This window comes from Patescibacteria group bacterium, from assembly GCA_040390045.1.
In the GTDB taxonomy this organism is placed as follows: Bacteria; Patescibacteriota; Minisyncoccia; order Phycocordibacterales; family SIBU01; genus SIBU01.
The window spans coordinates 46,730-61,202 of record JAZJZC010000001.1; the positions used below are offsets into that span (position 1 = coordinate 46,730).

At 42.8% G+C, this 14,473-nt stretch carries 10 protein-coding genes and 2 tRNA genes; 1 reads left to right on the top strand and 11 read right to left on the bottom strand.

Annotation, left to right across the window (positions count from 1 at the left end):
* Window positions 1-23: 23 nt before the first annotated feature.
* From V4467_00270 to V4467_00315, 10 genes are all read right to left on the bottom strand, one after another.
* Window positions 24-4,064 carry an immunoglobulin-like domain-containing protein gene (locus V4467_00270; protein MES2087414.1) on the bottom strand — a complete coding sequence of 1,347 codons (4,041 nt, stop codon included), beginning with the start codon at window positions 4,062-4,064 and terminating at the stop codon, window positions 24-26.
* Window positions 4,065-4,446: 382 nt separating this feature from the next.
* Window positions 4,447-5,037 carry an NAD(P)H-dependent oxidoreductase gene (locus V4467_00275; GenBank protein MES2087415.1) on the bottom strand — a complete coding sequence of 197 codons (591 nt, stop codon included), beginning with the start codon at window positions 5,035-5,037 and terminating at the stop codon, window positions 4,447-4,449.
* A gap of 11 nt (window positions 5,038-5,048) precedes the next feature.
* Entirely contained in the window at window positions 5,049-5,273 is a 225-nt protein-coding gene (locus V4467_00280) for a hypothetical protein (GenBank protein ID MES2087416.1), read from the bottom strand.
* 58 nt (window positions 5,274-5,331) lie between these two features.
* Window positions 5,332-6,048, bottom strand: coding sequence for an FAD-dependent oxidoreductase (locus V4467_00285; protein ID MES2087417.1), 717 nt, complete (start codon window positions 6,046-6,048; stop codon window positions 5,332-5,334).
* A gap of 173 nt (window positions 6,049-6,221) precedes the next feature.
* Window positions 6,222-8,027, bottom strand: coding sequence for an ABC transporter ATP-binding protein (locus V4467_00290; protein ID MES2087418.1), 1,806 nt, complete (start codon window positions 8,025-8,027; stop codon window positions 6,222-6,224).
* A gap of 80 nt (window positions 8,028-8,107) precedes the next feature.
* Window positions 8,108-8,461: a hypothetical protein gene (locus tag V4467_00295; GenBank protein ID MES2087419.1), complete on the bottom strand. Its 354-nt coding sequence runs from the start codon at window positions 8,459-8,461 to the stop codon at window positions 8,108-8,110.
* A gap of 112 nt (window positions 8,462-8,573) precedes the next feature.
* Window positions 8,574-8,644, bottom strand: a tRNA-Ala gene (locus V4467_00300).
* 381 nt (window positions 8,645-9,025) lie between these two features.
* Window positions 9,026-9,098: transfer RNA gene (locus tag V4467_00305), tRNA-Ala, on the bottom strand.
* 46 nt (window positions 9,099-9,144) lie between these two features.
* Window positions 9,145-10,101: a hypothetical protein gene (locus V4467_00310; GenBank protein ID MES2087420.1), complete on the bottom strand. Its 957-nt coding sequence runs from the start codon at window positions 10,099-10,101 to the stop codon at window positions 9,145-9,147.
* Between the two features lie 111 nt (window positions 10,102-10,212).
* On the bottom strand, window positions 10,213-11,424 hold the full coding sequence (locus V4467_00315) for a GIY-YIG nuclease family protein (GenBank protein MES2087421.1): 1,212 nt from the start codon (window positions 11,422-11,424) through the stop codon (window positions 10,213-10,215).
* 42 nt (window positions 11,425-11,466) lie between these two features.
* On the opposite strand from V4467_00315, the gene V4467_00320 reads away from it, so the two are divergent.
* Entirely contained in the window at window positions 11,467-11,784 is a 318-nt protein-coding gene (locus V4467_00320) for a hypothetical protein (GenBank protein MES2087422.1), read from the top strand.
* Between the two features lie 30 nt (window positions 11,785-11,814).
* On the opposite strand, the gene uvrA is transcribed toward V4467_00320, so the two are convergent.
* On the bottom strand, window positions 11,815-14,409 hold the full coding sequence (gene uvrA, locus V4467_00325) for an excinuclease ABC subunit UvrA (GenBank protein ID MES2087423.1): 2,595 nt from the start codon (window positions 14,407-14,409) through the stop codon (window positions 11,815-11,817).
* Window positions 14,410-14,473 lie beyond the last annotated feature (64 nt).

Sequence of the window (14,473 nt, forward strand, 5' to 3'; positions counted from 1 at the left end):
GGAAAAAATTACGAGAGACGCACCTACTGAGTCGTGCTTGTTGCCGTGGTAGTCGAAACGTCAGCGTGCGAAAACAAACTCACAATCCAACGCCAAGGTTTGAGAATAATTGAACCGGCAAAGTTTCTGAGGCCTTCGAAGATATTCTTAGGTGATGTTGTACTTGCTGTATCATCTGCAACCGTAGAAGAAGAATTTGAACTATCGTCACTAACGGTGGTCGCTGGTACCGTTCCTGTAGTGTTGGCGGAAAAAATATTGGTTTTTCCTGCATCAACTGTTTTTGTTGGATTGTAGGCGTTTCCCCAAAGGGTACTCAACATCATCGCTCTGAAATCATTGATTTCAATTTGTTCCGCAACCGTAACAGGAAATGGTCGCTGACAGTAAATTTCGTTTACTTTTTTCTTGGTTGTGATGTAAGTAAATTCAGTTGGTCCAGGAAGCGCCCATGGTGCCAAGATATCATCCCAATATTTTACTTGGAAGGCATCCACACCAACAATAGTTGGATCATCGTAGATTCCAGTGATTTGTAGATCCTTCATGCCTTCAAAATCTCGAAGGAAGACCTGCAATTTTCGGACTTCAACTGGATTATTGTTCCAGCCTTTTTTCAAGTGATCGTACAAGTAGTAACATACGCCTGGTGTAACGGGAGTCGATGAAGCAAAGGCTCCTAATACAACGCCGTTTACAGGTCCTACGTTAATTGGAACCGGTGGGCCGTTGCTACCTCCTCCGCCCCCACCACCTCCCCCTCCTCCACCGCCACCTCCACTTGTGCCTCCACAATTAGTACATGGAGCTGGATTTACTGTGAATGAAACACTTGAACCGTTGTTTGTTGAATCGGTATCAGTTTGAGATGAACTTGCGTTTGCAGAGTTAGTAATAGTTGTACTTTCGGTGCCGAGTTTAACTTTGGCTTTCAAAGTAAGGCTCGTACTTGAACCGTTAGCCAAGTTTCCAACCGTCCACAGGCCAGTGGTTGTACTGTAGCTACCAATAGAAGTACTTGCGGAAATAAATTCCAATCCTGCAGGTAACACGTCAGTGACTGAAACTCCTGTCGAAGAAAGTGTTCCGAGGTTCGTTAATACGAGAGTGTAAATAATTTCATCGCCAACGCTCGCTGTGGTTTTGTTAGAAGTTTTGGTAATACTCAAGTTGACACCTCCACCTCCACCACCGCAGTTCGAAGTACAACCAGGTGTGTTTACAGTAAATGATACGGCTCCAGTATTGTTTGTCGAATCAGTATCAGTTTGTGTTGAACTGGCGATAGCGGTGTTGGTAATAGTTGAACCTTCGGTTCCCGCTTTTACCTTAGCTTTCAAAACTAAAGTTGTAGTTGAGCCATTCGTCAAATTTCCGATAGTCCAAAGACTGGTTGTGGTGCTGTAACTACCGAGCGATGTGCTGGCGGAAATAAATTCCACACCGGTTGGCAGAATATCGCTCAAAGAAACTCCTGTTGAAGAAAGTGTTCCGAGGTTTGTCAGTACAATGGTGTAGATAACTTCATCACCGACATTTGCCGTAGTTTTATTGGCAGTTTTTGTGACACTCAAGTTAACGCCACTGGTTCCTCCGCCACCACAGTTTGAAGTACAGACGACTGGATTTACGATGACGTTCACTGTCGCGGTGTTGTTTGAAGAATCGGTATCAATTTGAGTTGAAGTCGCCGCTGCAATGTTGCCAATAGTGAGGCCTTCGTTCCCTGCCTTTATTGTAGCTTTCAAAATAAGGGTCGTGGTTGCATTTTTCGCCAAATTTCCAATGGTCCAGAGTGAAGTTGAGGTGCTGTAACTACCAATACTCGTGCTCGCTGAAACAAATTGCAACTGCGATGACAAAACATCAGTGACAGAAACTCCGGTTGCGGCATCTGGCCCAGCGTTTGAAACAGAGATCGTGTAGGTGACTTGATCGCCGACATTAGCGTTTGTTTTATCAGCAATTTTGGTAAGACCGAGGTTAACACCAGAAATTGGAACTGGAACAACGATAACATTTCGCGTAACTGAAGCACTCAAACCTCCCGAGTCAGTGACCGTGTAGGTGAGTGTGTACGTGCCAAGCGTGCTCGTGCTGACAGTTCCGGTAACCACAATTTGTGATGTGAGATTGCCATCTTCGAGGTCAGTGGCAGTAGCTCCGGGATCGGTAAAGACATGACCCAAGATAACAGTGATTGGATTGGCACCGACAAGCGTAATAACCGGCGCGGTGTTTGTTGGTGGATTAACTGGACCATTAGGACAGGTAGAAGCGGTTGTGGTGTACGAATAGGTTACCGCAACGGAACTTGAAGCGGTAAGCAAAGGGAAATAACTGTAGGGGCCGGTAGTAAAATCTCCTATCAAATTGAGAGTTGAGAAAGATTGTCCTGAAACATCTTCGGTAACATTTACACCACCGGTTGTCGTGCTAACGAAACTTAAAAGTTCTGTTGGGTCAGTAATCGTCAACAAGGCATCACTTTGAGAATATGTGCTTGTGCCAGTACCGTATGAACTTGCGCCAGCATAATCGAGCGCGCCATCGGCGGCATTAACTGTAACTGGACCGAAGTAACTGGTGAAATATAATTTTGATAGATGTCCCGGCACACTAAACGTGCTGGTCGCCAAAAGACCGCCAGAAATTGAAATCGGGTGGGTAGCAATGTTCTCTACCTTTTGATTGATATTTGCCTCAGCGTAGTGCTTGAGAGAAAGAGAAGTCAGAGTTCCAAGAGCAGGATCGAAATATTTAATTTTTCCTTGCTTGGTAAAATCAGCCTTAGTTGTTGGGAAAATTAAAGTGTCAGAGTATTGGCAGGAAATTGGAGCAGGAGGTGGAGGCGGCAAAGGATTACAAACAGCGTTAATCTCCGCATCTCCATCGTTTAACATACTACCTCCACCTAAAGCAGAAATATATCGGAAGGCCTGTGGAAACAACCAAATGGTTGTGTCGTTGTCAGAAATCCAGTTTGTTGGGCCATCAGGGTAGGTTCCAATTTCTATACCAGAAGTCCAAGGACCAGCTGGACTATCGGAACCAAAAAGGGCACCCTCGTGAGCTTCGTTTGGAGTTTCTCCGTGGTCAATAGATGGAACAAGATAGACCATGTTGCTACTGGTTGCAGTAGTAGTTCCCATATCCCAAACTCCCCTTCCTGGATAACCACTAAATCCTGCAGGATTGCTAAACACCTGAACCCATTTATGATCGATAAAATCTCCGGAATGTGGATCGCTGTTGTATACCCAATCATAAGCAGTAGGACTGGTTTCCTCACCAGTTACCATTCCCGTAGTGAGAAGAACTCCACAAGAACCGATATTCAAGGTTGTTGGTGCGGTTGGGCAAGGAGCAGTGCTGGTGAAAGAATAAGTTACTACAACAGAATTCGAAGCATAGATCAAAGGAAAATAACTCCATGGTCCTGAAGGAGTGCTTGAAGCGATGTTGAGGAATGAGAACGACTGACCGGAAACATTTTCGGTAATATCAACGCCACCAGCACCAGAATTAACATAATTTAAAAGTTCAGCAGGATCGTTGATTGCAATCGAGGTATCGTTTTGAGAAAAAGTTGTGGTACCAGTGTCGTACGAACTTGAACCAGCATAATCGAGAGCTCCATCGTACGCGGTTATGTCGACTGGACCGAAATTACTAGAAAAAAGCAAATTTGAAGTATGTCCTGGAAGACTCAATGTGCTGGTTGCACTGAGGCCACCACCACTTGAAATTGTATGATCAGAGACGTTTTCTGCCTTCTGGCTTACATCAACGATAGAAATGTGCTTGATAGAAAGACTTGTGAGAGTACCGAAGGCGGGATTAAAGTACTTGATTTTTGCCTGCTGTGTAAAATCAGCCTTCGCAACGCCGAAAACAATGGTGTCAGAAAGCTGACAGGAATTGCTTGTTGTCGTTGCCGCACGTACAAGGAGGTTTGAAGATGGCACAGCCAAAATCATTAGGGACAAAAACATGACGAAAAGCGATGTGGTGATTTTTTTCTTGAGATTGCTGATCTTGCTCGTTGATAAATATTTTTTCATAAATTTTTCAGGTGAGATTATTAAATTAGACTAGTGCAATTAAAAAAAATGTCAATTGTTTTTGATCAAATAAAGATAGAAATAGCTTTGAGATTAGGCCTATAATCACGATTGTCCTTTAAAATAGAGATTGGTGTCCTTTATAGAACTCCTTCCGATGTGTATGCCGTTCGATCATATAAAATATTACATAAAGGACATTTCAGTTTGTCTAGTGTCCTTTATAAATTTACTGAAAGTGTATGGAACACATTTATAAATTTTGTCAATCATCTCAGAAATTGCTACAACTAGTTTTTTGGTCAAAAGTTACAATGTGCAACAAAAAATGCCACAGATGTGGCATTTTTCTTTTCTTTGGGAGTTCGACTTCCAAGCAGCGCTAGTACGCTCTTCTTCCCCACTTTTCAAATCTTTCTTTCCATCGTTTGACACCGTCTTCTTTTATAAATTTAAGCGGTCCGACTTTCTTCACGTGGACCTTAAATCCAGCGAACCAAAGAATGCACTTCTTAATTTCATTCGTAGTGTCACCGAACAAAATACGAGCTAAGAATGGATTTGAATCTGAAGTGACAAAAACTCGGGCGGTCTTTTTTTTCATGAGCTTACTCCAAAAGTAGCCCGCTCCCATGCCGCTTGATTTGAACTGAAAAGCAAAATGGGGTAACCAGATTCGATCAAAAAATCCCTTGAGAAGTGCTGGCATGGTTGACCACCAACTTGGGTAAAAAATAACAAAATGCTCTGCCCATTTTATATCTTCTTCTGCTTTGATTAAATCTGGTTCAAGCGCTTGAATCTCCCGATAACCCTTGTGGAGAATTGGATCGAACTTAATATCACCGAGGTTAGTCCTTCGTACCTCGTGACCCGCCTCTTTTGCCGCCTTTTCGTATGTATCAGCAAACGATCCGCACAGCATCTCCTTGTCAGGATGACCGAGCAGTATAAAAATCTTTTTGGATTTCATAATTTATAAGGTTATTTTTGCAAATTCTCGAGCTCTGCTTTGTGGTTTGTCATTACTTCCATCGCCGCATCCATCTCACTTTTGCCGGTTTTAATTTTTTCTTTAATTTCCTCGGCCACTTTCATAAAAAAATCAGGGTTTTTCTCAACCATAAGTAACAACTTCTCCTGGGTTTCTTTCGGAACATCCTTGAGCTTCGACTGAAGCATCTTTTTCATTAAAAATTCTTTAAGCATAGTTCAATGTGAATTACTAATACCTTAAGTTTAACAAAAGCTAGCCTGTTGCGCGACCTTACTCTGAGTAGCCAGTGAATTCATCGGTTCTGATATTTTCATCAGATATGTTGAGCTCCAACAAAATTTCTCGAATTCGAACAATAAAAGGGATCGGACCTGAGATGTAAAACGACTGTTCACCTGGGTTTTTGATAAAGGACATTAGAAACTTCTTATCCAGCCGGGGCTTGATTGTTTTTTTTGTAGAACTTTTTGCAGTTTGTAGGGCTGTGAATGAAAAATTTTTATGCTGCTTAGCGTAGGATAAGAAATCATCTAAAAAAACTGCCGATGTATCGTGCCTGTAGGAATACATAAAGATAATATTCCGATCCTCATTCTTAAAAAAGGCTTCCTTCAAAATACTGGCAAAAGGCGTGACACCGATCCCTGCCCCAATAAAAACTAAGGGCTTTGAAAGAGTTTCTCTCAGAAAAAAGGTACCGAACGGTCCCTCTAGTTTCACTCGCTGACCAACTCGAAAAGAGAAAAGCAGCTTTTTAAAATCACTTTGAGTATTTTTGGTAACAATATAGATTGTCTTTTCGTGAGGAGCTGAAGAGAGTGTAAATGTTCTTGTGAGATTCTGACTCTCTAAACCTTTTGGCAGAGGAAGCGTGAAGTCTGCACACTGACCGGCTTTGTACTTGAAACCCTTTGGCTTTTCAAAAACAAAACAGGTCGCATCTTTTGCAATTTCTTTTTTTTCAATTAGTCGAATTCGGTAGGACATAACTTTAGAGTAAATAAAATCTAACCTGCTGGATGCAATTCGAGGCGCAAACGATTTTGCGACTAAAACGTAGGTCGCGCTTCAATGGACGTTGCGCGACACGATTCCGACTGAATCGACATTGCGGAAGCAAACGGAGCTGGCGACAATGAAATGCGCCAAAGGCGGATGTTCTACTCTTGGATGAAACCACCAGCTTGAAGATTCCACAACTTAGTATACAAACTCGCGCTGTTCTTCAGTAAATCATCATGACTTCCCTCCTCAATCACCTTTCCTTTCTCAAGCACAATAATTCTATCCATTTTTCGAATGGTTGAAAGTCGGTGAGCAATGACAATAACTGTCTTACCTTTCATCAGTTTATCGAGCGCATCTTGAATAAGAGACTCGGAGTGAGAATCGAGACTTGAGGTGGCTTCATCAAGAACTAAAATCGGTGCGTTTTTAAGGATAGCTCGAGCAATTGCCACGCGTTGACGTTCCCCACCAGAAAGCTTAATGCCACGCTCTCCGACATACGTGTCGTATTTTTGCGGCAACCCAAGCGCAAACTCATCACAATGCGCCAATCGTGCCGCTTCGTACACTTCAGCCTCGCTCGCCTCTCTTCGTCCGTAGCGGATATTTTCAAGAAGGGTTCTGTGAAAAAGAATCGGATCTTGTGGCACCAAACTGACATTTTTTCGTAAACTTTCCTGCGTAACATTTCGAATCTCCTGCCCATCAATTGAAATTCCCCCAGCGGATACATCGTACAGACGGAGTAACAATTTTACGAATGTTGATTTACCCGCGCCAGACGGGCCGATCAAAGCCACCTTCTCCCCTGCGGCAATTTTTAGATTTAAACCTTGGAGAACAATCTGTTCGCCGCCGAAAGAAAAATCAACATTATGAAAGTCGACTGAACCTGAGGGAACAGAAAGTATGCTGGCATCTGCCGCATCCAAAATGTCCTGCGGCAACTTCAAAATATCAACCATTTCCTTGGCATCGGCAATCGATTCGTACATACTGCGAATAATTCTACTGATGCCCCAGAGCTTACCGTTGAGTCCTAACAAATAGACTTGGATCAAGACAAACGAGCCGACAGTTATGGCTCCGGTCTGCCAATATTTGATGGCAAAATAGAATAACAAAAATTCAATGAAAATAAGTAGAAGTGCTTGCCCTGTTTCCACGCCATTTTGCAGGTTCCAGGCAAATCGTGTCAATCGAGCTTGCTCATTGGTCACTTCGCGAAAATATTTTGATTCGGATTTCACACCCGTAAAAAGATGAATGGTGTTTTGATTTGTGATGGCGTCAGCCAAAACACCTGTCGTAAAGGAGTCCATAGCGGCACGTTTGACATCATATTTTAATTTCCAACGGGAAAAAAGATAATTAAAAAGCAAAAATACAAAAACCCAAGCGAGCAAAACTTCAGTAATGATGTGGCTGGTAAACCAAAGTACGAAACAGATGCCGATCACCTGCACCACGAGTGGCAAAATTTCATAGACAATTCTATCCTGAAAAACCTCGAAGGCCCGGGCAAAACGGTTGACGCGCTGAACCAAAGAGCCGGTAAAGTTGTTGGCATAAAAAGAGTAGGAATGATTGATCATGTACTCAAAAGCTTGCTGACGCAGTCGGGCAATGACTCTCGAATCGCAATAGGAGGAGGAGAATGTGGCAATGCGCCACCCTACCCACTGGATGATATTTAAAACCAAGATAAGAAAGATGATACTAAATAATTGTGGACTTTTATCGGAAACGGAGAGAGTGCCGAGATTTAGAACATCGAAGAAATTCTTATAATAAATAGGAATGACAACTGACACAGCGTTGGCAAAAATCGCGCTCGAAAAAATTATGAAAAGCGAAAGTTTGTTTGGCCGAAGACCACGCCAAAAAGCCTTGAGTACATCGAAGGTTGTAGCAATCCCGGTGCCCTTATGTTTAGGTTTCGTGTCGAAGGCTAGCATAGAATCACTATTTTACTTCGTTTTTAAGGAAAAGACAAAAGAAAAACCGCGCGGTATGTCGAGCGGCTACAGAAAAGTAATTACGTCTTGCAACGTAGACGACTCAAGGTTTCAAGGACTTCTTCCCGCAGATAACGCTCTTCCCAATCTTGATAAAAATGAGTGCCTGTTACAACCGTAACACCGAGACTTAGGATGACACCGGAAAGTTCAGCAAAATCGGAAAGGTTTTGAAACCGCAACTTCATTAGTTCCGACACCAGAAAAAACATTGAGGTGCACAGGAGCGAAAAGAATCCCGCAGTTAGAACAATCTCTGCCCACCAGTCCTTTTCAGCCTTTTTACGCTTGGCGAGCCGATAATCGAAATAGCCCCAAACGTAACAGTACGCAAGCACTAGACCACATGCCAAAGAAAGTTTTAAAAGAAGCATAACGAAAATCTGTGTACTTCTGTCACACTACAAGAAAATTGATCTGGGTGCAACAACTCCGACTTGCACAGATACGAAGAAGCCTGCCACTGGGCAGGTTTCTTCTGTTCAGTGGACCTAGGGGGAATCGCACCCCCGCCTCGTCAATGCGAATGACGCGTCGTACTACTAGACTATAGGCCCAAATTGGACATAGGAAATAGTAACAATTTCTTGTTGACGTATCAAATTGAGAAATTTTATTATTTGTGTATCACAAATATTTTGCTTGCCGTCGCAAGCAAAATTTCGCGACCCCCGGCTCGCCATCGCTCAAAGGTTTTTTGCATGTGTATCACAAGTATTTTTCCTGACGGAAAAATCTCGCGATCTTTTTTCAACATCGTGTATCACGAATCACTAAGTAAATCGCTTCGCAAGGCCTCGCAATTTACGTAAGTGTTCGCGAAGTCTCGCGACACTCGTTGCTACTCGCCCGCTCGACATTTCGTCTGCTGACAAAATATTTCTGCGGCTTCCACTGATAGCAAAAAACCTCCAGCAGTGGAGGTTTTTTGCTATCAGTGGACCCAAGCGGGCTCGAACCGCTTACCTCCTCATTGCAAATGAGGCGCTCTACCAGATGAGCTATGGGCCCAATTTAAACAAAAGTACAAATTCGACTAAAACCTAACTCCAAGATATTACCCTCTACGCGAGCTAAGCGCAAGTTTGATTGAATGGTCAAGAAAACCCTCGAGAGAGAGCCCTACGGAATCTATTGATTTCCCAAATGCTGAATCGGGCGATAGGCTTGGCAAAGTATCTACACCCAAAAAATAAATTCCACGAGTTGGAGATACGACAAAGTGCGACTGTGAGTAATGCCGGAGACCTAGTACCTCGTGAATTTTTTTTGCCATATCCTTAATTTTCATTTTTTCAATTTCAGAAAATCGACCGGGGCTAAAAATGTTTTCTACACTTCGATCGGTATCTTTACTAAAAACTAACTCCGCGGGCAACAAAGAATACAAAGCGTCCCCACGATACTGTTCCAGTATTCCGCATGCCGCTTCCCTACCAGCAACAGATTCTTCGATAATAATTTCTGGAGAAAATTCGAAAGCTTTAGAAAGCGCAGACTTCAAATCGGAAAAAATTCTTACGATAGAAACTCCGGCTGTGTTTGACACTGCAGGTCGTATCAGCGATGGATTGGTAATACTTTTCCAGATATCGAGAAGACTCATCGTATCAATGATCTCTTTTTTAAAAATCTTATACACCGGCATTCGGATTCCCTGACTCTTTAAAATATTTTTTTCATGACCTTGGTGGTTTGAAAATAATGCGGCGAGATGACCAGAGCCAGTATACGGAATATTAAAAATATCGAGGGCTCGTTGTAACTTCAAATCTTCTCCTGACTCACCATGGGTTGCGTTGAAAATAACATCGATTTTTTTGAAAGCATTTACTGGATCTATTGCCACACCATGAATATGCCAAACCCCGGCCTGATCAATAAAAACATCAACAGGAGCGTAATTTTCAGGCAAACTCTTTAAAACCTGTGAGCCGGTTTTTAACGAATGGTGGTGTCTCTTGGATTTACCTCCGCGAACAACCCCAACTCGGATTTTTGATCGAGATGCCATTGCTAAATTATATCACGCATACATGGAGCACGTAACATGCCCGCCCGAACGGAACGAGTCCGCTCGGTACGGGCGGGGAACATGAAGCATGGGGAAAAAACAGTTAAATCTTTACTTCCAAGAACTTGTTCTTCGTTTACGATGAAAAGCTAGGGTAAATCGGTGAGCTTCAGCATTCGCAAGCAAAATAGATTTTTCGTGAGCTTTTATCAAAACAGGATCCCCAAGTATTTTTTCCGGACGATGTTTTTCATTTTTAGTGACCGCTACAACATCCTTCGACAAATTTCGGGTTCGTAACACACCTTCTATAACTGATTTCTGCGCCACACCTCCGTCTGCCACAAAAAGAGTCGGCAACGGCCACTCGGGATGATTCAACCGTCTTTCCAAAACTTCTTTCAAACTGGCCACATCATTATTGCCAAACCCGCCGCGGATTTTAAATTTTCGATAATCCTGCTTTTTCGGCTCACCATTTTCAACCACCACCATAACGCCGACAACATCCGTTCCAGAAATATGTGCCACGTCGTACGCTTCAATTCTCACGAAACTTTGTGTATCGAGATTTTTTGAGGAAGTTTTTATTAAACTGACATCCTGGATATGTCTTAGTGCAAAAACCGTTTTCTTAATTTCGTGGGCGTGTTCAAACTGTAATTTCTTGGCGGCCAAAGCCATCTCTCTCTCGAGTTTTTTTAATATCTGATTTTTCTTCCCCGTAAAAAATAACTTAATGTTAGTAATGATTTTTCCATAATCAGCTTTGGAAATTTCTCCCGTACAAACCCCGGGGCACAAACCAATTTGCCTGTTAAAACATGGACGTCCCTGATTGGGAAAACATTTTGCATCGCGAAACGTAAAAATCCTACGGACAATCTTTAGGGCATCTCGCAACTGTCCCCCACTCGGAAAAGGACCGTACCAAACCGAAACTGACGCGGGGTCAATATCCTTTTTTCGAACTACAAGAATCTGTGGAAAATCTTCCTTTGTAACTACTACACAATTAAAACTTTTATCATCCTTCTCCCTGGTGTTGTAATACGGTTGAAATTTTTTGATTAGGTCAGCTTCAAGAATAATCGCTTCGAGCACTGAATCAGTCTTTTTGAAATCAAGCTGGGAGGCTTTCGAAACCATTTCAATAATCTGCGGACCTCGAGTGTCAAACAAATCAGCGCTGAAATAGCTTCTTACTCGTTCCTTGAGAGATGTCGCTCGCCCAATGTAGAGAATTTTCCGATTTTTACCCAGGAAAAAATAAACACCCGGGGTGTCTGGTAAATTTTTTTTCTGGTAGTGTTGACGGAGCATGCTATGAATGCTATATTATTTTTCAGATATCGGCAAATTTTTATGAATCCAACCGTCGCAGACGTGGTCCGCTTCATTGCAGAAAACGCAATCCGATCCCAAATTGGGAACTGGAGGGACTTTTTCCACAAAACGCTCCTGCTATTTGATCAAATACATCTCGAAGCGAACCTCGACACCCGAACGGATCTACCACATGAATTGGTCATTGGGGAAGTCTCTGCAAGAATGTTTGAGAACATGAAAAGCTTTGCAGCAGGGCAAAGATGTCGTGAAATTTTTGACTTCTCTCTCCTTGGTGGCAGTTCTCGCATCCACCCAAGTCTTTCGGGTCCTTATCGGTCAAGACATGCCAGCTAACTCAGCTGGCATTTTTAATTTCCAAAATAATTACAGAATCTTCTTTAGATACTCTCCGGTGAACGACCCTTTGGTTCTCGCCACTTCTTCCGGTGTGCCTTTGGCAATAATTTTTCCTCCTCCCTCTCCGCCGAGTGGCCCACAATCAATCAGATAATCGGCGCACTTAACAACATCGAGGTTATGCTCAATCACAATTACAGTATTGCCGTGATCTACCAGTTTTTGCAAAATTTCCACGAGCTTCCTGACGTCTTCATAATGAAGTCCCACCGTTGGCTCATCCAAAATATAAATAGTTTTCTCAACGTGTTGTCGGTAGAGCTCGGAAGAAATTTTGACACGCTGAGCCTCGCCGCCCGAAAGCGTTGTAGCTGACTGGCCAAGTTCCAAGTATCCGAGCCCGACCTCTTCAAGTGATTTAAGTCGATCATAGATGGCCGGAATATCTTCGAAAAATTTCAAAGCCTGTTCGATGTTCATGCCGAGCACCTGATAAATATTTTTTTTCTTGTAAGTCACCTCGAGTGTTTCCTTCATGAAGCGTTTACCTTCGCACACTTCGCAGGGCACATACACCGTGGGTAAAAAGTGCATTTCGACAGCGATTTCTCCGTTACCTTGGCAAGCCTCACATCGTCCCCCCTTCACGTTGAAGGAAAAACGATTGGCCTTCCAGCCTCGCACCTTTGCTTCGGGTGATTCCGCAAACAGTTCGCGAATAAACGTAAACGCGCCTGTATAGGTTGCTGGATTTGATCGCGGTGTACGGCCAATGGGACTTTGGTCGATCAAAATTGTGCGAGAAAGATATTCTGTACCAGTAAAACTCGAGCAATTAAAAATTTCGGCGGTTCGATAGCGTCGTTCGAGCCTCGCTTGTAAATTTTTAAACAAAATTTCGTAGACAAAGGAAGATTTTCCAGAACCAGAAACTCCAGTCACCGCTACAAGTCGGCCAAGTGGAATGTCGGCGTTGAGACCTTTAATGTTAAAAATATTGCCATTGCGAATACGCAAAGTTCCGGCTTCGTTATCACGCCTTTTTTCAGGAACAGGAATTTTTTTATCTCCACGCAAATAATCCAAGGTTAAAGATTTCGAATCGTTTTTCTTAGCGCCAAGCAAGTCTTCAATGTAACCGGAAACAACAACTTTTCCACCGTGAACGCCAGCGCCCGGGCCAATATCTATTAAATAGTCAGACGAAAGAATAGTTTCTTCGTCGTGTTCAACAACAAGAATAGTATTCCCGATATCGCGCAGGTGAAGCAAAGTTTTAATAAGTTTGTCGTTATCCTTTGAGTGAAGTCCAATGGTTGGTTCATCCAAAACATACAAAGCACCAACCAAACCAGAACCGAGCTGTGAGGCCAGTCTGATACGTTGCGCTTCACCACCCGAAAGCGTATGTGCACGACGATCAAGCGACATGTATTCGATCCCAACATTGATCATGAAATCCAAGCGTGACTCGATTTCTTTCAACAGCACTTTGGCGATTTCCTTATCTTTCGCTGAGAGTTTTAATTTTTCAAAAAATTCTCGGGCGTTTTTGATGGAGAGTGCTACAAGTTCAACGATATTGAGGCCACCATTTTTATGAGAACCACCGAAATAGACATGGAGTGCTTCTTCACGTAATCTCGCCCCATTACATTTCGGACAAACTTCATCGCCAAAAAAATGTCGCGTACCCAAACCGTTACATTCAGGACAGGCTCCGTATGGTGAATTAAAAGAGAAAAGGCGAGGTTCAATTTCTGGATAGGAAAAACCATCGTACGGACACATAAATTTAGCAGAAATCAATCTCTCCTCTGTTGGAGTTTGAATTTTAAGTAAGCCTTTAGATTCTTGTAACGCTCGTTCAACTGACTCGCTCAATCTTTCAGGGACGCCATTTTTCTTATCGGTGAGTTCAGTAACAAAAAACTCATCGACTAACACATCGATGTCGTGTTTTTTATTTTTTGAAATAATTATTTGTTCGCGCAGTTTCTTAATTTCGCCGTCAACTTTTACCGTGCTGTAGCCTTTGCCTAGTAAATCGTACAACAGCTGGTAGTACTCGCCTTTTCGGCCTACCACGAGCGGAGCAAAAATTTTCACCTTCAGAGTGTTTATTGGAACACCCATAACAACTTTTTCGGAACCTTTGCTGTTTAAATCTCTCACGGTGTCCAAAATAGTTTCAATAATTTCTTCGTGAGAAAGTTTTTTGATTGGTCGATCACACAAAAGACAGTGCGGCACGCCGGTGCGAGCAAATAGAATTCTTAAATAGTCGTAAATTTCAGTAATGGTCGCCACGGTTGAACGCGGATTGTTTGACCGAGATTTTTGATCAATGGAAATAGCTGGCGAAAGTCCCTGGATCTCATCGACATCAGGCTTTTGCATTTGGCGCAAAAATTGGCGGGCGTAAGAGGAAAGAGATTCAACGTATCGCCTTTGACCTTCGGCAAAAATGGTATCAAACGCCAAGGATGATTTTCCTGAGCCTGAAAGACCGGTAAAAACCACCATCTTATTACGAGGCATTTCAACCGTAATGTTTTTGAGGTTGTGCGTCCGCGCTCCTTTTACAATTATTTTTTCTAATTCGCTGGAGTTTTTATTCATATGTTTTTACGAATACAGACCCCACGGCAGGCCGTAGGGTGAGTGACTAAATTACTATACCAGA

Excerpts from the sequence above, each read along its gene's own strand:
- V4467_00270 (MES2087414.1), bottom strand. The coding sequence starts at position 4,064 with ATGAAAAAATATTTATCAACGAGCAAGATCAGCAATCTCAAGAAAAAA.
- V4467_00315 (MES2087421.1), bottom strand. The coding sequence starts at position 11,424 with ATGCTCCGTCAACACTACCAGAAAAAAAATTTACCAGACACCCCGGGT.
- uvrA (MES2087423.1), bottom strand. The coding sequence starts at position 14,409 with ATGAATAAAAACTCCAGCGAATTAGAAAAAATAATTGTAAAAGGAGCG.
- V4467_00275 (MES2087415.1), bottom strand. The coding sequence starts at position 5,037 with ATGAAATCCAAAAAGATTTTTATACTGCTCGGTCATCCTGACAAGGAG.
- V4467_00285 (MES2087417.1), bottom strand. The coding sequence starts at position 6,048 with ATGTCCTACCGAATTCGACTAATTGAAAAAAAAGAAATTGCAAAAGAT.
- V4467_00290 (MES2087418.1), bottom strand. The coding sequence starts at position 8,027 with ATGCTAGCCTTCGACACGAAACCTAAACATAAGGGCACCGGGATTGCT.
- V4467_00295 (MES2087419.1), bottom strand. The coding sequence starts at position 8,461 with ATGCTTCTTTTAAAACTTTCTTTGGCATGTGGTCTAGTGCTTGCGTAC.
- V4467_00320 (MES2087422.1), top strand. The coding sequence starts at position 11,467 with ATGAATCCAACCGTCGCAGACGTGGTCCGCTTCATTGCAGAAAACGCA.
- V4467_00310 (MES2087420.1), bottom strand. The coding sequence starts at position 10,101 with ATGGCATCTCGATCAAAAATCCGAGTTGGGGTTGTTCGCGGAGGTAAA.
- V4467_00280 (MES2087416.1), bottom strand. The coding sequence starts at position 5,273 with ATGCTTAAAGAATTTTTAATGAAAAAGATGCTTCAGTCGAAGCTCAAG.